Source organism: Halomicrobium katesii DSM 19301 (genome assembly GCF_000379085.1).
GTDB lineage: Archaea > Halobacteriota > Halobacteria > Halobacteriales > Haloarculaceae > Halomicrobium > Halomicrobium katesii.
On the sequence record NZ_KB905378.1, the window covers coordinates 1,051,775 to 1,069,323 of the forward strand.

17 protein-coding genes and 2 pseudogenes are annotated in these 17,549 nt (G+C 63.7%); 8 read left to right on the top strand and 11 right to left on the bottom strand.

Translation table 11 applies throughout. From position 1 onward, the window contains the following. Positions 1 to 48 precede the first annotated feature (48 nt). Positions 49 to 714 (top strand): DUF502 domain-containing protein, encoded by a 666-nt coding sequence (locus HALKA_RS0105565; protein WP_018257048.1) that lies wholly within the window; start codon positions 49 to 51, stop codon positions 712 to 714. A 534-nt stretch (positions 715 to 1,248) separates the two neighbouring features. On the opposite strand, the gene HALKA_RS0105570 is transcribed toward HALKA_RS0105565, so the two are convergent. From HALKA_RS0105570 to HALKA_RS0105580, 3 genes are all read right to left on the bottom strand, one after another. Then, on the bottom strand, positions 1,249 to 1,449 hold the full coding sequence (locus tag HALKA_RS0105570; protein WP_018256768.1) for a ribbon-helix-helix domain-containing protein: 201 nt from the start codon (positions 1,447 to 1,449) through the stop codon (positions 1,249 to 1,251). 606 nt (positions 1,450 to 2,055) lie between these two features. Further along, positions 2,056 to 2,994, bottom strand: a complete 939-nt coding sequence (locus HALKA_RS0105575; protein ID WP_018257049.1) for a branched-chain amino acid transaminase — start codon at positions 2,992 to 2,994, stop codon at positions 2,056 to 2,058. A 221-nt stretch (positions 2,995 to 3,215) separates the two neighbouring features. Then, positions 3,216 to 3,536: a hypothetical protein gene (locus HALKA_RS0105580; RefSeq protein ID WP_018257050.1), complete on the bottom strand. Its 321-nt coding sequence runs from the start codon at positions 3,534 to 3,536 to the stop codon at positions 3,216 to 3,218. A 469-nt stretch (positions 3,537 to 4,005) separates the two neighbouring features. Between HALKA_RS0105580 and HALKA_RS0105585 the strand changes: the two genes are divergently transcribed. Together HALKA_RS0105585 and HALKA_RS0105590 are read left to right on the top strand one after the other, a co-directional pair. After that, positions 4,006 to 4,830, top strand: coding sequence for a hypothetical protein (locus HALKA_RS0105585; protein ID WP_018257051.1), 825 nt, complete (start codon positions 4,006 to 4,008; stop codon positions 4,828 to 4,830). 53 nt (positions 4,831 to 4,883) lie between these two features. Next, positions 4,884 to 6,140 carry an MFS transporter gene (locus HALKA_RS0105590; protein WP_026190174.1) on the top strand — a complete coding sequence of 419 codons (1,257 nt, stop codon included), beginning with the start codon at positions 4,884 to 4,886 and terminating at the stop codon, positions 6,138 to 6,140. Here HALKA_RS0105590 and prs read toward each other — a convergent pair whose 3' ends face one another. Beyond that, positions 6,141 to 6,989 (bottom strand): ribose-phosphate diphosphokinase, encoded by an 849-nt coding sequence (gene prs / locus HALKA_RS0105595; RefSeq protein WP_018257053.1) that lies wholly within the window; start codon positions 6,987 to 6,989, stop codon positions 6,141 to 6,143. A 63-nt stretch (positions 6,990 to 7,052) separates the two neighbouring features. Continuing rightward, positions 7,053 to 7,859, bottom strand: coding sequence for an HVO_0234 family beta-propeller protein (locus tag HALKA_RS0105600; RefSeq protein ID WP_018257054.1), 807 nt, complete (start codon positions 7,857 to 7,859; stop codon positions 7,053 to 7,055). Between the two features lie 195 nt (positions 7,860 to 8,054). Between HALKA_RS0105600 and HALKA_RS0105605 the strand changes: the two genes are divergently transcribed. Continuing rightward, the gene (locus tag HALKA_RS0105605; protein WP_044956488.1) at positions 8,055 to 9,065 is read left to right on the top strand and encodes a DUF4349 domain-containing protein; all 1,011 of its coding nucleotides are present in this window, start codon (positions 8,055 to 8,057) and stop codon (positions 9,063 to 9,065) included. Here HALKA_RS0105605 and hemL read toward each other — a convergent pair whose 3' ends face one another. Genes hemL through moaC form a run of 4 tightly spaced genes read right to left on the bottom strand, consistent with a single transcriptional unit; the run spans position 9,066 to position 11,988 of the window. Further along, positions 9,066 to 10,406 (bottom strand): glutamate-1-semialdehyde 2,1-aminomutase, encoded by a 1,341-nt coding sequence (hemL, locus tag HALKA_RS0105610; protein WP_018257056.1) that lies wholly within the window; start codon positions 10,404 to 10,406, stop codon positions 9,066 to 9,068. Positions 10,407 to 10,455: 49 nt separating this feature from the next. Then, entirely contained in the window at positions 10,456 to 10,935 is a 480-nt protein-coding gene (locus tag HALKA_RS0105615) for a hypothetical protein (RefSeq protein ID WP_018257057.1), read from the bottom strand. 22 nt (positions 10,936 to 10,957) lie between these two features. Then, positions 10,958 to 11,521, bottom strand: coding sequence for a MogA/MoaB family molybdenum cofactor biosynthesis protein (locus HALKA_RS0105620; RefSeq protein ID WP_018257058.1), 564 nt, complete (start codon positions 11,519 to 11,521; stop codon positions 10,958 to 10,960). Next, the gene (gene moaC, locus HALKA_RS0105625) at positions 11,518 to 11,988 is read right to left on the bottom strand and encodes a cyclic pyranopterin monophosphate synthase MoaC (RefSeq protein ID WP_018257059.1); all 471 of its coding nucleotides are present in this window, start codon (positions 11,986 to 11,988) and stop codon (positions 11,518 to 11,520) included. The genes HALKA_RS0105620 and moaC overlap by 4 nt, the downstream gene beginning before the upstream one ends. Before the next feature lie 500 nt (positions 11,989 to 12,488). Between moaC and HALKA_RS0105635 the strand changes: the two genes are divergently transcribed. From HALKA_RS0105635 to HALKA_RS20215, 4 genes and pseudogenes are all read left to right on the top strand, one after another. After that, positions 12,489 to 13,313 (top strand): molybdopterin synthase, encoded by an 825-nt coding sequence (locus tag HALKA_RS0105635; RefSeq protein ID WP_018257061.1) that lies wholly within the window; start codon positions 12,489 to 12,491, stop codon positions 13,311 to 13,313. Positions 13,314 to 13,462: 149 nt separating this feature from the next. After that, a pseudogene (locus HALKA_RS20210) lies at positions 13,463 to 13,633 on the top strand (hypothetical protein); the annotation flags it as partial. A 570-nt stretch (positions 13,634 to 14,203) separates the two neighbouring features. Continuing rightward, positions 14,204 to 14,404 (top strand): ribbon-helix-helix domain-containing protein, encoded by a 201-nt coding sequence (locus HALKA_RS0105645; RefSeq protein WP_018256768.1) that lies wholly within the window; start codon positions 14,204 to 14,206, stop codon positions 14,402 to 14,404. Between the two features lie 584 nt (positions 14,405 to 14,988). Further along, positions 14,989 to 15,842, top strand: a pseudogene (locus HALKA_RS20215) (IS5 family transposase). 605 nt (positions 15,843 to 16,447) lie between these two features. Here the strand turns inward: HALKA_RS20215 and HALKA_RS0105660 are convergent. Together HALKA_RS0105660 and HALKA_RS0105665 are read right to left on the bottom strand one after the other, a co-directional pair. Then, positions 16,448 to 17,167 carry a Zn-ribbon domain-containing protein gene (locus HALKA_RS0105660; protein ID WP_018257064.1) on the bottom strand — a complete coding sequence of 240 codons (720 nt, stop codon included), beginning with the start codon at positions 17,165 to 17,167 and terminating at the stop codon, positions 16,448 to 16,450. Further along, entirely contained in the window at positions 17,167 to 17,547 is a 381-nt protein-coding gene (locus tag HALKA_RS0105665; protein WP_018257065.1) for a divisome-positioning protein B, read from the bottom strand. Before HALKA_RS0105665 ends, HALKA_RS0105660 begins: the two co-directional genes overlap by 1 nt. Between the last annotated feature and the right edge of the window lie 2 nt (positions 17,548 to 17,549).

A 17,549-nucleotide genomic window follows, 5' to 3' on the forward strand; every position in this document is an offset into this window, starting at 1 on the left:
CAGAGACGAAGGGAAGGGCTGATAACGGGTGAGGGCTACGGACTTGACATGGCCTCGGCGACGTGGAAACGTGACTTCGCGAGCGGACTGATCATCCTGCTCCCTCTGTTGGTGACGGTCTACGTACTCGCCTACCTCTACGGCATTCTGGCCTCGTTACCGCTCGCGAACGTCATCACCCCCGGGCTGCTCGCTCCGCTGCTCAACATTCCGGTGGAACACCAGCTGATGACACAGTTGGTGACGTTCGTCCGCGTGCTCACGACCCTCGCGGTCTTCGTCCTCCTCGTGTTCTCGATCGGCTATCTGATGCGGACCGCTTTCGGCGACGTGATCGAACAGGCCCTCGACGACCTGATGAATCAGGTCCCCGGTCTCCGAGTAGTGTACAACGCCTCGAAGATGGCCGTCGAGACGGCCGTCTCGGGGGCCGACGAACTCCAGACGCCGGTGAAACTCGAAGTGTGGGACGGGCTGCGGATGACGGCGTTCAAGACCGGCCAACAGACCGAGGACGGCCGCGACGTGCTCTTCTTGCCGACTGCGCCGAACATCACGACCGGCTACGTCATCGAAGTCGATCCCGACGCCTACGAGGAGACCGACGAGCGCGTCGAGGACGCGCTGACGCGGATCCTCTCGGCCGGCTTCGGCGACGCCGAGGAGAACCACACGCAGGTGCCGGCCGGACTCGTCAACGCCGACGACGACTGATACGGAAAGTTGTAGGCGTTTACCCAGTCGACCGCACGACGGCGTGCGGTCGATCTGGTAAAGACCTACAACTTTCCGTATGAGCCACCACCTTTTTCCAGCGGGGGTGCGCTCCGCGCACCCCGCTTGCAAAAACGTGGGCGAAAAAGACCGGAATCGCCGACGGCGATTCCGGTGAACCGGGCGACCTGCCGGGTCCTGACGGACCGCTCGGTCGCCCGGATGCTCACAGCCATTGTTTGGTCAGTATAGGCTACAGAGCGACCGCACGAGAACAGAATTTCGATCACGATTTAGGTTTATACCAAGATTAATTTATAGGGGAAATGTACCTTTCATTGTGGCTGCTGCTGATTCAGTCTGGCTTGACATCCTCGCTGCTCTTAGAGCGATCGCATTAGTACTCTTTGCCCTCCAATTGACTGTAATGAGGGTGTCATAGAAGTCTTCACACACTATGGTCGAGATTGTGATTATTATAGAGCGTTACTAGCTTAGAAAGCCGTGCACTTGGTGCACGGTGCGTTGAAATGTTTAGAGTATCCCTTTTCGTTTCCGAATTATGATTTCTCTCACTCGTTCAGCGTGATTTGACTCGGATTGAACGAACGCTGTGAGGATGGCCTCGACGATCTCGGAGCGGCTGGCTCCGAGATCGTCACACTCAGCAACTAATTCGTCCACTTCTTGTACGATCTCTTCGTCAACAGCAACGCCGAATTTCTCTTTGCCCATATCTATAACCCACTAAAAATGGCGTGCACCAAGTGTACAGCGTTTTGAGGAAGTCAACGAAACCATGAGAACCGTTCTATGACACCCTCTGTAATTGGTGTCTTCGCAGGTGATGGTTCATTCTTTTTAATCCTGTCAGGGTTTTTTATTAGTGTGATTGCAATGCTGTCGATATACTGATTTGGAAGCGCCCTCTATCGTGTAATCCTCAGTGCTCAGTTTGCACATCTACCAAACAGCAGATTCTCCGGAGATACTATAGTAACAATTGAAACGATTTACACACCGATCGCACTGCCGTCGTGCGATCGGGTGTGCATTGATTTTCAATAGCTACTATATGAGACGAACTCAAGTATAGCAGCCGTGTCACTCAAATCAACTCCTGACGAGACGGTGTCTCACGGCGCAGCGCTGACTCCATCAGCGTCGATCCACCGCGGGGGACATCACCCGAGAACCCGATCTCGTCGTGCCAGATCTGTAGTTGCTTCGTGCGGGTGTCAAACGACTCGCGCCGCCACTCATACGGATTATTGTAGCGATTTACCGGTGATCGTCACCACGGAGTAGACGATCACCGGTAAGCAACTACAATAAACCGTATCAGACGTACTTGAACCAGTCGTCGTACTGCTCGGGTGGCTCTTCGAGGATGTCGAAAAACCGCGTCTGGATCTCGTCGGTGACCGGCCCCTTCGTTCCGGCACCGATCTCGTTGTCGTCGACGCTGCGGATCGGCGTCACCTCGGCGGCGGTGCCGGTGAAGAACAGTTCGTCGGCGGCGTACAGCTCGCCCCGCGAGATGGTGGCGTCGTCGTGGACGGTGTAGCCCAGATCCTCGGCGAGGGTAATGACGCTGCGGCGGGTGATGCCGTCGAGGATCGACTCCGCCAGACCGGTGGTGTAGATCTCGCCGTCGCGGACGAGGAAGATGTTCTCGCCCGGCCCCTCGGCGACGTTGCCCTCCTTGTTGAGGACGATCGCTTCGCCGTAGTCGTTGCCCTTTGCCTCCAGCGAGGCGAGGACGCTGTTGACGTAGGCTCCCGTCGTCTTCGCGCTGGTCGGGATCTGGCTGGAGGCGTGCTTGCGCCACGAGGAGATCGCCGTGTCGATACCCTCTTCGAGCGCTTCCTCGCCGAGGTAGGCACCCCACGGCCAGACGCCGATGGCGGTCTCGACTGGCGACTCGCTCGGGTTGAGCCCCAGCGGGCCGTAGCCGTAGAAGGCGATCGGGCGGATGTAACACGACTCCAGCCCCTCCCGGCGGATCAGCTCGACGGTCGCCTCGGTGAGTTCTTCCGGCGTGTAGGGAATCTCGATGTCGTAGACCTTCGCCGACTCGTACAGTCGGTCGAGGTGTTCCTCCCAGCGGAAGATCACCGGGCCGTCGTCGGTGTCGTAGCAGCGCACGCCCTCGAAGACGCCGGTGCCGTAGTGGAGCGCGTGAGCCAGCACGTGGACCTGTGCGTCCTCGAAGTCGACGAACTCGCCGTCCTGCCAGATCGTCTCGACCCCTTCGAACATCTCCGGGCGTTCGGTCATCGCGTCGACCCCCCGCGCGTGGTCTGCTCCTCGCGATACTGTCCAGGCGTCGTCTCAGCGACGTACATACCGGGGCATTGCGGGCCACCGTTAAGAGTGTTGACGATGTGTGTGTCTGAGCCACACGGCTCGGACCGCACGTTTTCGGGTCACGACTTGTGTGGGCAGTAACATAGACCGACAGCCGACGGAACGACCCAATATGTGTGGCCCACGCGGTGCTACAGTAGCGGCTCGACCAGCCCGACCGTTCTGATACACGCCGCGATCGCCATACAAACGGCGGCGACGGACCAGAGCCACTCTCTGGGCACGATTCGGTCCTCGTCTGTCCCCACTGTGGGAATCGTCCCGGTGAGAAATCCACCCGTGTAGATCGCGCCACTGATCGTCATCAGGGCTCCAGCCACGACTGTCCGTGAGAACCGTATCACAAGCTCGTGGGATGGGCCCAGTAGTCCACCCACAGTGATCCCAACCCCCAACCAGATTGTGGCGAAGCCGAACCAGAGGCGTCCGATCTGGTTGGTCTCGTCAGCCATCGTCCGTTCGATAATGTCGCTTTCAATTAAAATCTGACGCCACTCATACGACGGTGTTCAGATAAGAGATCGAGAGTGGCGGAAGTGAAGCACCGAAAGCCCTCGTGCAGTTGCGGTCCCGGGACCCACGCTGCGCTCCGGTAGGTGCTTGCGGGGTCCGGGTTCCCGCAAGGGCCGGCCGGTTCCACCGGCCGGCTATAACGTGACGGCTCCACCGTCACGCAGCACTCGCCCTTTCATCCGCCAGGGTTCAGACGATCAGATAGCCGATACCTGGCGGATGAAAGGGCGAGGCCCGCTCGGCGGTTCTGCGGCGGCACTATCCGAGCGTAGTGAGGATATCCGCCACAGAACCGCCGAGCGGGCCGAGGGCTTTCGGTGTCTACAAGTCCACTGACGCAGTTGCTTATCTGAACACTACCGTGGAGCCGGGCCGTGGGATTATGCATCTCGCTGCCTAACTGCGGGTATGCGTCTGGGGCCCCTCGCGGTCGTCGCCGTCGCGCTCCTGGCGGGGTGTGGCGGGCTGATCGGCACGTCTACGGAGACGACGGTGACGCCGGCACCGGTCCCCGAACCGCCCGCCACCGAGTCGACCGGCAGCGCGATCGCACCGGGCGTCGGGGGTGCGCGGATCGTCGACGCCGACCGGCTGGCCAGAGCCCACCGAACGGCGATCCGGAACCGCTCGTACGTCTGGCAGGAGCGCCAGCGCGCGAGTCCCGTCGGGACGAACGAATCCGAGCGAATCGACACGCGGCTGTGGGTCGAGCGCGAGCGGCGCTATCGCTACGAGCTGTCGACATCGTGGCGGCCCGTCAACACCTCGGGATACACCGAGGGCGAGACGCGCTACCGACGTGACGTGAGTCGCGCCGGCTTCACCTACTCGACGGCACCCGGAACGAACGTCACGGCACGCTACGGCCACCAGCCCGAAGTGGCGATCAGCCGGTATCTCGCGATCGGGTCGGCCACCGTCGCGGCGACCACGGTCGACGGCCAGCGGTACTATCGGATCACGGGCTCGGCCGAGACGTTGCCCGTGACCGGTGAGATCAGCAACTACAGCGTCGAGGCGCTGGTGGCTCCTTCGGGGTTCGTCCGCTCGCTGTCGGTCAGCTACGAGGACGTGATCGGCAGCAACCGCGAGCGGATCGACTATCGCTACCGGTACAGCGCCGTCGGCGAGACGGCGGTCCAGCCCCCGGAGTGGGTCCGAGCGCGCTGGCCGGAGAACGTGACGACGGCGAGGACCACCCCCACGGGGAGCGCGACCGATACGCCGGACTGATAGGTTCTTTGACTATCGAAACAATCTTTGTACTACAGGAGGTGTTCCCCACCGTGACCGAACGCCAGAACCAACTGCGGGCGCTGTTTTTCACGCGATTCGCCGGTGCCTTCGGGCTGGTGACGCTCCTGACGCTGTTGCCGACGTACATCGAAGTCCTCGGGGCCGAGGGGTTCGTCGTCGGGATGTTCGTCACCGGCCTGACCTTCGCACAGGCAGTCGCGGTGATCCCGGTGTCGTACCTCGGGGACCGCTACGACAAACGGACGATCCTGCTCGTCGGTCTCGGCCTCGCCGCCGCCGTCTACGGTGCCTTCACGTTCGTCGAGACGAGCTGGGGGTTCGTCCTCGTCCGGGGGGTCCAGGGCATCGCCGCGACCACTGCCGGCCTGCTCGGACTCGCGCTCGTGGGCCAGTTAGCCAGGGACAGCAAACGCGGCAACACCATCGGCAAATCGAACTCCTGGCGGTTCGCCGCGGACATCGGCGGGACGCTCTCGGCCGGGATCCTCTACGACAACTTCGGCTTCTCGACCGTCTTCGGGCTCCTGATGGTCGTCACCGGGCTGGCCTTCCTCGCGGTGCTCGCGTGGGTCGAGCCCGACGAGACGACCGTCGAGGAGTTCGCGTTCTTCGATCTGGCGGTCAACCGCCGGATCGCGACGATCACGAGCTTCCGGGCCCAGTACGCCGTCGCGGTGACGCTGGTCCGTAACTGGGTGCCGATCTTCGCCGGCGTCGCGGCCGCTCAGGGCGGACTGGGGTTCAACGCCGCCGTCAACGGTGCGACGGCGGTGAGTCTGACCATCGTCAGCGCCCGCTTCATGAACATGCTGAGCCAGCCGTTCACGGGCCGGCTCTCCGACCGGTTCGGTCGCGCGCGGTTCGTCTTCGTGGGCGGGCTCGCATACGGGATCGCCGCCCTCCTCGTCCCGTTCACGCCCGCGATCGGCTCCGCGCTGGCGCTCCCGGCCACGTTCCCCTACTTCGGCGAACTCTCCGCGGCGTTCCTCCCGCTGCTGGCCGTCAGTGCCCTGCTCGGGATCGCCGACTCGATCCGGGAGCCCGCCAGCATGGCGCTGTTCGCAGACGAGGGGACGGGTGAGGGCGTCGCCGCGAGTTTCGGGATCCGGGACATCGTCTGGCGACCGGGCGCGGTCGTCGCACCGCTGGTCGGTGGCTGGCTCATGAGTAGCGTCGGCATAGACTGGGTGTTCTTTCTGGGCGCTGGGGCCGCCTTCTCCGGCGTGATCGCGTTCGTCGGCATCCTCTCGTACGACCACGGGCGCGAGGGGCTGGCGAAGTGGTGATCAGAGCCGGTCGGCGACGGCGCTCGCGGCGCTCACGTCGCTGACGGCCCGTTCGATCGTGTCGGTGCCGTAGACCCGTTCGACGCCGGCACTCGCCAGCTTCGTCTGGGCGTTGGCCGCCAGCATCGGGTGGACACAGGAGACGAAGACCCGGCCGGCCCCCCGGTCGTTCAACACGCCGACGGCCTCGCTCATCGTCGAGCCGGTGGCGATGATGTCGTCGGCGACGACCACGTCCCGGTCGGCGACGGTCGCGTCGCTTGGCGAGATGTCGACCGCGCCGGTGTCGTAGTCTCTCTCTTTCTCGAAGTAGTCGACGGTCCCGCGCCCGTAGGCGTCTCGGACGGTCGTCGCGATGTCGACGGCCCCCTCGTCGGGCGAGAGAAAGAGCGGTTCGTCGAGCGTCGCGGGCAGCGGGTCGGCCAGGACGCCGGCAGCGTCGACCGGTTCGGCGGGCACGTCGAAAAAGTCGCAGACGGTGTCCTCGTGGGGGTTGACCGTCAGCACGCGGTCGGTGCCAGACGAGATGGCGCGCGCCATCGCACGCGAGGAGACGGGTTCGCCGGTCCGAAACGCCTCGTCCTGGCGGGCGTAGCCCATGTACGGCAGGACTGTGAGGACCTCGTCGGCACCGGCTTCGCGGGCGGCGTCTTGCAACTGGAGCAGTTCGACGTGGGCGTGATCCGAGAGCGTCGAGGCGACGACGACCGCCCGGTCGATCTCGTCGGGGACGCGCACGACCGACTCGCCGTCTGCGAAGTCCTCGTACTCGACGCGCCCGAGTGACTCGTCGCTCGCATCGGCCAGCGCCGCCGCGAACGCCTGCGATTCCGAACCGGGGATGATCATGTTCGCCCATCTACCGGCCGCGCTAAACCCCTTTTCGGTTCCCAGAGAGCCCCGTCCGGCGAGCTACGGCACGGCGACGCCGGTGACTCCGGCCAGCCCGAGCGCGCGCGAGCGCCACTCCGGTGCGCCGTCTTTCGCGGTCACCGGGTCGATCGCGACGGTACCGTCGGCGGTGACCGTCACCGTCGCGGCGGCGTAGGCGACGTCGACGATCCCGGACACGGTCGGGTCGACCGCCGCCCACTCGCCGCTGGCGCGTGCGAAGAGGTCGCCGTCGACGACTGCGTGTGCGCGGTCGCCGTCGCGCTCGGCCGAGACGACGGTCGCGTCGCCGGCCAGCTCGGTCGTCCAGCCGTCGGCGAGACGGTCGACGCCGTCCGCGCTCGCGGCGTACGGTCCGGCGGCGGCCACGTCTCGGACGGCGTCCCCGCCCAGCGCGACGAGGTCGCCGCCGTCGATCCGGACGCAGCCCTCGGCGGCCGCCACGAGATCGCCGTCGACGGCGCGGGGCTCGTCGACAGCGCCCAGTGTCACCCACTCGTCGCCGTCCAGGCGGGCGACCGTTCCGTCCTCGCCCGCGACCACGACGGTCTCGCCGACGCCGACCGCCGTCGCCGGGCCGAAGCCGGTGGCGGTGAATCCCGTCCCGTCCCCGACCAGCACGTCCTCGTCGGTCGCGACCGCGAGGCGGCCGTCGCTGCCGGCGATGTCGCGGGCCGTACACCCGTGTTCGAGCCCGAACCGTCCGATCTGGTCGTCCGAGAGCGCCACCGTCGCCACGCCCATCTCGCAGGCGACGTAGGCGCAGGTCTCCTCGCGGCGCTCCTCGTAGATCCGCTTCTCGTCGAGGGCGATGTCGTCGTCGCTCATGGGCGGGAGTTGGTCGGGTCGGCTGGAAAGGCTACCGCCTCACCGGTTCGGGACCGGCGGTGTGACGGACGGCCATCGGAATCTCGAAGCACGGGCCGGCGTCGGGGCCGCCGGGACACACCACGACGTGACTCAAAGCGCCATTTCACCGTTCAGGGCCTTGATGCGACCGTCTGTCGTACGATCTGACGGACCATGCCAACGATACCCGTGACCAGACGACAGATCGCCCTGCTCGCCGTCGTCGTCCTCGTCGCCGTCGCCGGCTGTTCGGGTGCCGAAAACACCGCCGACAGCGGCGGCTCCGACCTGGCGATGCAGTCGGCCGGCGACGGCAGCGGCGGCAGTAGCGGTGGTGGCGGCGTCGGCAGCTACTACGACGCCGACGGGGATCGCGTGATCGTCCGCGAGTCCCGGATGGACCTGCGGGTCGACAACTTCACGCGGGCGTTTCGCTCGACCCGCGAGGTCGCCGCGGCCCACGGCGGCTACGTCGGCGACCGCTCGCAGAACTCCCGGGGCGACTGGGACGAGGGCCGGATCACGGTCCGGGTGCCCCCCGAGAACTTCTCCGAGGCTCGCGACGACCTCGCGGCGCTTGGCCACGTCGAGGACGAGTCGGTGTCGGTCCAGGACTTCACCGACGAGTACAACGACCGCGAGGCCCGCATCGAGGACCTCCAGCAGGAAGAACGGGCCCTCGAAAGCCTGCTGAGCCGGGCCAACGACAGCGAGGAAGCCGGCGAGATCAGAACCGACCTCCGAGACGTGCGAGACGAGCTCCGAACCCTCCGCCAGCAACAGTCCTCGCTGGAGCGCCAGGAGTCCATGTCGACGATCCGGATCGACGCCCACGAGCCGGTGAGCGAGCAGCCACCCGAGAACTACCGCTCCTCGTTTGGCTTCGACGACGCGTTCATGGAGGCGTTCTACGGCGGCCTGACGGCGGTGAAGTACGTCGTCGTCTTCTTCGGCTACGCGATCCCGATCGGGCTCTCGCTGTTGCCCCTGGCGGCCTTCGGCCTCGTGCTCGTCGACGGCGTCCGCCGGACTCGCTCGTTCGTCTCGGGAGCGATGAGCACCGACTCGGAGAGGGCAAGCGACTCGGAGAGGGCAAGCGACTCGCCGGCAGTCGTCGAGACGAGCGGTGACGAGGCCGGGACGACCGACGACGGCGAGCCCGACGGCGGCGAGACCGACGAGTAGCTACAGGGCGTCCTTGTACGCTTCCAGCGCCTCGTCGATGTCCGCCTCGGTGTGGGCGTCACAGACGAACTGCGACTCGAACTGGTTGGCCGTGAGGAAGACTCCTTGCTCTCTCATCGCCGGCCAGAACAGGCGCTGCCAGCGCTCGGTCTCGGCCCGTTTGACGTCCGCCCCGGTCTTCGGGCAGGTCCCGAACCGCTCACAGTCGGGGTCCTGCGTACAGCCGGCGTCACAGGGGCCGCCGGCCTGCGTGCCGTCGGCGTCGCGGGTGAACACCACCTTGAACATCGAGTCGGTGCCGACGACGGTGTACTCGGGTGCCTGATCCGCGAGGATGTCCGTCAGGCCGGCGCGCAGCCGTTCGCCCAGGCCGTTCACGTGGTCGTACACGTCGTTCTCGGCGGCGTAGCGCAGCGTCTCCAGACCCGCAGCCATCGTCACGGGGTGACCCGAGAAGGTGCCCGACTGGAACACGTCGCCGGCGGGGGTGAACCGATCGACGATCTCCGATCGGCCGCCGACGGCTCCGACCGGGAACCCGCCGCCGACGATCTTGCCGAAGGTCGTCAGGTCGGGCGTGACGCCGAATTTCCCCTGAGCACACTGGAGGCCGCCGACCCGAAAGCCCGTGATTACCTCGTCGAAGACGAGCAACGAGCCGTGGTCGTCACACAGCTCGCGCAGCGTCTCGTGGTAGCCCTCGACCGGGTGGACGATGCCGTAGTTGCCCAGGATCGGCTCGGTCAGGACCGCGGCGATGTCGTCGCCGTGCTCGGCGAACAGCTCCCGTGCGGCCTCGGCGTCGTTGAACGGCAGCGTCAGGGTGTGCTCTGCGAACTCCGGGGGGATGCCGGGACTGGAGGGGGCGGTGTGGTCGCCCTCGCCCTCGACCAGCGTCGACTCCTGTGCGCCGTGGTAGCCCCCCCGCATGACGACGATCTTGTCTCGGCCGGTGTAGGCCCGCGCCAGACGCACCGCCGACACCGTCGCCTCGGTGCCGCTGTTGACGAAGCGGGTCATCTCGACGCTGGGGACGTGCCGGCGGACGAACTCCGCGAGTTCGACCTCGACTTCCGTCGGCGCGCCGTACATCGGCCCCTCGGCGGCGCGTTGCTGGACCGCCGACTGGACCGGTTCGGGCAGGTCGTGGCCCAGCAAGAGCGGGCCGTAGCCCATCACGAAGTCGAGATATCGGTTTCCGTCGGCGTCGATGACGTGGCCGCCGTCCCCGCGCTCGACGAAGAAGGGGTAGGGCTGGGTCGCTCGCACCGAAGAGTTGACGCCGCCGGGCATCACCGACAGCGCCCGATCGTACAGCGATCGCGACTGCTCGTGGTTCATGGCCGTGGATTTGGCCCAGGTCGGAAAGATACTGTCGGTCGTGGAGCCGTCACCTCGACACGTCTGTCGTCTCCGCGACGACGGGCACCCGCTCGTGGCCGGCTGCACCCAGCAGCGCGATCGTCCGCGCGGTCAGGAGCGTCCCCGCGGAAACGGTCTCGCGGCCGCCAAGCGTCGTCGCCGAGAGGACGTTCTCGCCGGGGACCACCGGCTCTCTGAGCGCCACGTCGTCGTTTCGACGGCTGGCGTCGTCCGTCTGGACGACCGCGTCCGTGGTCGGGGGAAGCGGTGCGCCCGCGGCGACCGCGACGGCAGTCCGCAACGGCGTCTCGGCCGGCGGCTCGCCGTGGGGAGCGAGGTCGGCGACCACGTCCATGACGACCGGCGTCGCCCGGCGCGTGTCCTCGACCTCGACGGCCGCGACGGCGTAGCCCGCGACGCGAGCGCGGTCGTACTCCGGGGTGGCGGCCGGCAACTCCTCGGTCAGGACCTGGCCGCGGGCCTCGGCGAGGGAGACCGTCCGACTCACGGCTCGGCCGTGACTGTCGGACTCATCGACCCGCCAGCCCGACGACGTGGCCGATCTCGGGCAGGAGCACGTCCTCGACCCCCAGCGCGATCGCGTCGGGGCTCCCGGGGAAGGCGTAGACGGCCGTCTCGCCGACGATTCCCGCCGTCGCGCGGGTGAGCATCGCGGCGGTGCCGACCTGCTCGTGGCTCAGCCGCCGGAAGTACTCGCCGATGCCGGGGATCTCGGGGTCCAGCAGCGGCCGGATCGCCTCGATGGTCACGTCGTCGGGCGTCAGTCCCGTCCCGCCGGTGGTGACGACCACGTCGACCGCGTCACCCTCGGCTACGCCGCCGTCGCGCTCGCCCGCCAGCGTCTCGACGCGCTCGCGGATGGCCGCCGCGTCGTCTGCGACAACGTCGGTGACGGCGACGCGGTGGCCGGCGTCCTCGATCGCCGCGCTCGCGACCGGCCCGCTCTCGTCCTCGTCGCTCGACCGAGAGGAAGAGATCGTCAGCACGGCGAACGCGAGGGTCTCGTCGGTGCCGTGGTGATGGTGGTGGCCGTGCTCGCCGTCGCCGTGATCGTGGCCGTGCTCGTCGCTCATGAGTCCCCCTTGACCTTCGCTTCCACGCGCACGTCCGAGATGCGCGTGTCCAGATACTGCCCGTCGGCGTCTTTCTCGGCCGATTTGACCATGTCCCAGACCGTCAGCAGGGCGCGGGTGACGCCGTTGAGCGCCTCCATCTCGACGCCGGTCTGGCCGGTCGAAGACACCTCGACGGTGCTCTCGACGCCGTCCTCGCGGACCGCGAAGTCGACGGTGACGCCGTCGATCGCGAGCGGGTGACACATCGGGATGTCGTCCCAGGTGCGCTTGACGGCCTGGATCGCGGCGACGCGGGCCGTCGCCAGCACGTTGCCCTTCACGACCGCGCCGGTCTCGATCGACTCGGCCGTCGACGGTTCCAGGTCGATCCGTCCGCTCGCGACCGCCCGGCGGTCGACGACGGCCTTGTCGCCGACGTCGACCATTTGTGCCGCGTCGTCCTCGACGTGGCTGAACTCGTCCATACCGCCCGCAACGGCCGGGGCCTACAAACCGCTTTGTGCTTCCGTCGCTGGTCGTGTGGAAAAACCGAAGGTGGAGTCGACCACTGGCTCATTCTCACGTCTGCGTGACAACGGTGTCCGTTTTCTTCCCGATCATCTTCACCGAAAACACGCGTTCTCGGGGAACGAGCTCGTGGACATCCCGACCGTCTTTTTTCCCCTTTTGACCTTCCAGTGTTGGGTCTCGTCGTTGTATTCTATCTCGGAGCTATCGACACGTAGTTCCTGAACGCCGTCCGGAGTCTCGTATCTGATCGCAGGCATATTTTCGTTTCGGACCGGACGGGTTTATTTCTGTGTCACGTCGGCTTGTCTGGGTGAACACGTCCCACAGAGGGAATCGACGACCGTGTCGAGGGTTTTGGATGCTCGAACCCGTTTACAGTCACAAGTGCTACCGGTCGTTCCAGACGAGTGAGAGCCTGGGCAACGTATAGGTAGCTCGGGCAGTCAGTTCCGGTATGCACGTTCTGGGAGTCGCCGGCCCGTCGGACGCGGGGAAGACGACCCTCGTCGAGCGGGTCTGCGAGCGGTTGGCCGAGCGGGGCCGCGTCGCGACGATCAAGCACTGCACGCACGCGCCCGACGTGGACACCGAGGGCAAGGACACGGCGCGCCACCGGGCGGCCGGCGCGGCAGTGAGCTACGGTCTCGCCGACGACGCGTGGTTCGCGACGGGCGGGGATCGGGGCCTCGACGAGACGCTCGACGAACTCGCGCGGTCGTACGACTACGCCGTCGTCGAGGGGTACTCCGGGGCGCGGATTCCGACGGTGGCGCTTGGCGGGCGCGACCACGCCGGGCGACGGCTCGCGGCGGGCGAGACCGCGAGCGACGTGGACGCGGCGGCGCTGGTCGAGGCGCTCCACGACTGCGAGCCCTACGAGACACTGGGCTCGCTCGTGGCGCGGATCAAAGCGTCGAGCGACAGCGACCGTGCCGGCGCGATCGCGACGTTTACCGGACGGGTCCGCGAGCGCGACGACCACGACGACACGCCGACGGAGTACCTGGAGTTCGAGAAGTACGAGGGCGTCGCCGAGGAGCAGCTGGCGACCATCCGCGACGACCTCTGTGCGCGCGATGGCGTCTTCGAGGTCGCGCTGCACCACCGCACCGGCATCGTCGAGGCCGGCGAAGACATCGTCTTCGTCGTCGTACTGGCGGGCCATCGCCGCGAGGCGTTCCGAGCGGTAGAGGACGGGATCGACCGCCTCAAAGAGGAGGTCCCGCTGTTCAAAAAGGAAGTGACCGTCGAAGACGCCGTCTGGGCGCACGAACGCTGACGGCAACCATCTGGTTTCCTTCTTGTAATTCTCTCCTCCAAAGACGTTCGTTTGTGTACCTCAGAGTTTTGTCCCCGTGTATACACCAACCACATAGTTAGATATCGCATGGATCGTCAACCAGAATACCGCACGAACGTTCGTGATCGATGAGCGACTGGATACCGACCATCTGTATGCGCTGTGCCGTCGGCTGTGGCCACCTCCAGCGTGGCGTCGACGTCGGCAACGGGATCGACACCGTCCGCGGGGACGCCACCCACCCCGTCAACCAGGGGCTTGCCTGCCAGCGCGGCGTCAGCGAGACCCAGGACCCCGACGAGCGCGCGCTGGTCGCCGAGGAGTGGGGCGTTCCCGTCGATCGACTCCCGGACAGCACCGGCCCCGATCCGGTCGGAACCGTCGAGGCCGTCGACGACGAGGTGAACGCGGTCTGGACCGTCGCCACGAACCCGGTCGCGGAGATGCCCGACGCCAGCGCCGCCCGCGAGCGGCGACGACTGAGGGTCAGCACCGACAGTCGAATGCCACGTCGCTTTTGTACGCTCTCGAAGCGTCCGGGCTACCACGCCGACGCAACGGGCCGAACTGCCGTCCCCGTCGGTCCCAGCCCGAACGGGGTCGGAACAGCGTCGTTCGCGGCGGCCGTCACCGGCGATCCGCGCGGCCCTCTGATTGTTTTCTAATAGAGCGTGGACGAAAAAGGGAACTATACCATGAGAGTAGTTATACTTGGATTAGCTTTAGCTGCCATTTTTGAGAGATTGTCGAGGAATATACTCTCCGAATATGAGTCTGAACGAGGGTGTCATAGAACGGTTCTCATGGTTTCGTTGACTTCCTCAAAACGCTGTACACTTGGTGCACGCCATTTTTAGTGGGTTATAGATATGGGCAAAGAGAAATTCGGCGTTGCTGTTGACGAAGAGATCGTACAAGAAGTGGACGAATTAGTTGCTGAGTGTGACGATCTCGGAGCCAGCCGCTCCGAGATCGTCGAGGCCATCCTCACAGCGTTCGTTCAATCCGAGTCAAATCACGCTGAACGAGTGAGAGAAATCATAATTCGGAAACGAAAAGGGATACTCTAAACATTTCAACGCACCGTGCACCAAGTGCACGGCTTTCTAAGCTAGTAACGCTCTATAATAATCACAATCTCGACCATAGTGTGTGAAGACTTCTATGACACCCTCGTCTGAACATCAAAAGTACCCAAGTGGTATAAAAAACGAAAATAATAATGACTCTTCCTGGAGTTCGCGGGCTAATATCACCAAATGGGAGAACAACTATTACAATAATAGTAAATAGCATTGACACAGCAAATGCTGAAGTTATTTTAGCCATCATTAATGCAGCCCCTCTGGTATTTCTCCAACGCATAAGCAAGTGCTCACCTGTATTTTTCTATTGTCTTGATTATAAAAGTATTCCTCAAATTGATTTTCCCCAAAATTTCCTATTTCTACTCGCCTGCCCATCACCGTTTTGCGGATTGTACTAGGCAATTGGCAGCGTTGTCATTATGTGTAATCGCTGTAGCTTTAACTCGTCGTCGCAATCACCAATTTTGAGCGAGGCGACAACCATAGCCGCGAGATGGTCAAATTATAGGAGTTTTGGCCGTGTTTAGACGCTAGTAAGAGCGGCTAAATGTCTAACTTACTAGGAAGTGAAGCGGGAAAAGCCGGTTGTGTCTACACAGCTCGCCCGCTTCACTGATCGGGTTGTCTCGCTTGCTCAAAAAGCCGTCGTCGGCGAACCGGATCCAGCGTACGAAGAAGGAGAAAACGGCTACGCAGATTGGGTGATCGTCACGCTTCACGGTCTCCGCGAGTATCTTGATCACACGTATCAGCGGTTGCTGGACGTGCTCCACGAAATGCATGGAATTGTCGCCAAACTCGGCCTAGCAGTGGCTAATCTGCCTGATTTCACGACCGTGTGTACACGCAAGCAGGACCTGGAAATGCGTATCTGGCGTGTCTTGCTGCGGCTGTCGGCGGAGTTGCACGATCTTGGCGATGTTCAGGCGATCGACGCAACCGGCATGGATCGGATAGCCGCCAGCCAACACTACGCAAAACGGACGAATTACACGTTCGAGCGGTGAAAACGACCCTCCTCAGTGATTGCAAGACAGGTGCGATTCTAGATATACATTGCTCGATGAAACAACCGCACGATTCTAAGATCGGCTGGCAAATGGTCAAACGCAACCTCGACAAACTGAACATTCTTACAGCTGACAAGGGCTACGACTGGTGGCTCCTCCGCCAAAGGCTCCGTACTGAAGGCGTCAAACCGGTGATTAAGCACCGCGAATTCGGCTGGCACGGCGTCGCCAACAATTTCTTGCAAGATGATACGATCTACCATCAACGCTCGAACGCCGAATCCACGTTTTTCGCGCTGCGACGCAAATACGGCGAGATCGTTCGGGCTCGAACCTGGTTCGGTCAGTTCCGCGAACTCGTTCTGAAATGTGCTGTCAGAAACATCGAACTCAGCGTCAGCCACTCATGACCGTGAAATCACGCGTCTAAACAAGGCCGAATGTAGCGGTCTTCGTGACTCGGATCAGGACGATAGTGAGAGACGAGTCTCCCGTCCGTGTACACGGGTAACTGTTCGTCGTTACCTGGCCCCCCGGTACCGAGCGGTTGCACTGTACTGTCCGACGAACGCTCGGCGGTTGCGCTCTGTACCGCACCGAGTAGCGATGTGGAGGCGATGCCCTTGAGGAATTTTCTTCGTTTCGTCATTGCAAGCAGATTTTGGTTTAGAGTGCAGTCAAAAAAATTATTATCTCTATTTGATTTTCAATGAAGTGGTTTGTAGGCAATGTAGAGGTTGATATAAAAGATAACGAAGATTTGGAATTGAGACCGGGAGAGTCGCCATAAATAGCAGAAAGTGTCTGAAATGGCCTTGTTTAGACGCAGTACAAATCGGCTCTTGCGGCGTATGCTCCGCGAACAGATCGACACAATGAGGCACTCAGGACAGATTTTAGACAACCGCTACGGTCCGTGACTCGCCGATCGAGGAGCGTCTAAACACGGCCGTCTGAAATCGTTTTTGATGATATCGTTAACCGAAGCGCCGGCCAGCGAAAGACGCCGTCCGAGTCAGTCCCGAAAGTTCTCGGGGACCTGGATGCTGTAGCGGCCGTCCTCTTGGAGTGCGACGATGTACTCCTCACGGTCGTACAGCTCCATCAGGTTCAGCTCGTACTGACCGGGTTCGAGCACTTTGATGCTCTCGAACTGGTCGTTGAGCTCCTCGCGGAGTTCTTCCAGCCCCGGTCGGTCCGCGCGGGGTTTCTGGTCGGCAGTTGGCTCGGCGTCGTCCTCGGCGGCGTCGGCCGAGACACGATCGGCCGGGGCTGACTCGGAGGGCTCCGTCTGGGTAGGGCGAGCCGACGCGGGATCGTCGGTCTGGACCGGCTGAAAGTGATGCTCACCGTCGTCCGACGGTTCCGCAGGGAGCTCGTCGACGGAGACCACGTCCGTGCGGGCGCTGGCCTGGGCGGTATCTTCGGGACTGGGGCGAGAGTCCCCACGGTCGGGACCCGTCGTGTCGGGACCGTCGCTTCGGGTCGGCGACTCCTCGGCAGTGGCACTCCCCATCAGGTCTTTGACCGTCGCAGCGGTCTTGCCGACGGTCTGTGCCACCGAGGATCCACCGGACGGTTCCGGTGGATCTGGCGGTTCCGCCGCGGTGTCGACAGAGTCGGCACCGGCGGGTTTGAACTGGAACTTGTTGCCGCCACAGTCCGGACAGCCCGACAGCATCTCCTTGGAGCCGTCCGAGAACGTGCGGTCGCAGTTCGTACACTGGTGTGGCATTATTGCCGGGTGACGAGGGCACTGATGACGTTTTCGTCCTTGTGAAGCGTCTCGATCTGGTTGGCCGGCCCGATCACGGTGAGTTTCTTCGTCGACTGGGTGCCCATGAGTCGGTCGAGGAAGCTCGTGTCGGACGTCTCCGAGCGCGGGTAGGTCTCGATCTCGATGCCGTTGAACTCGTCGGGGCTGATCTCGGTCATCGTCACTTCGATCAGCCGCGATTCCTCGTCCGGGGACAGCCCCTCTTCGAGGACGACGATTTTGCCGTCGCGGACGCCGTCGAGGATATTCCTGATCTTCTCCATGGAGGTCAGTCCGTCCATCTGCTCGCCGCTGATCAGGTCGATCTGCACGCCGTCTTGTGGTTTTGCTTCAGCCATCC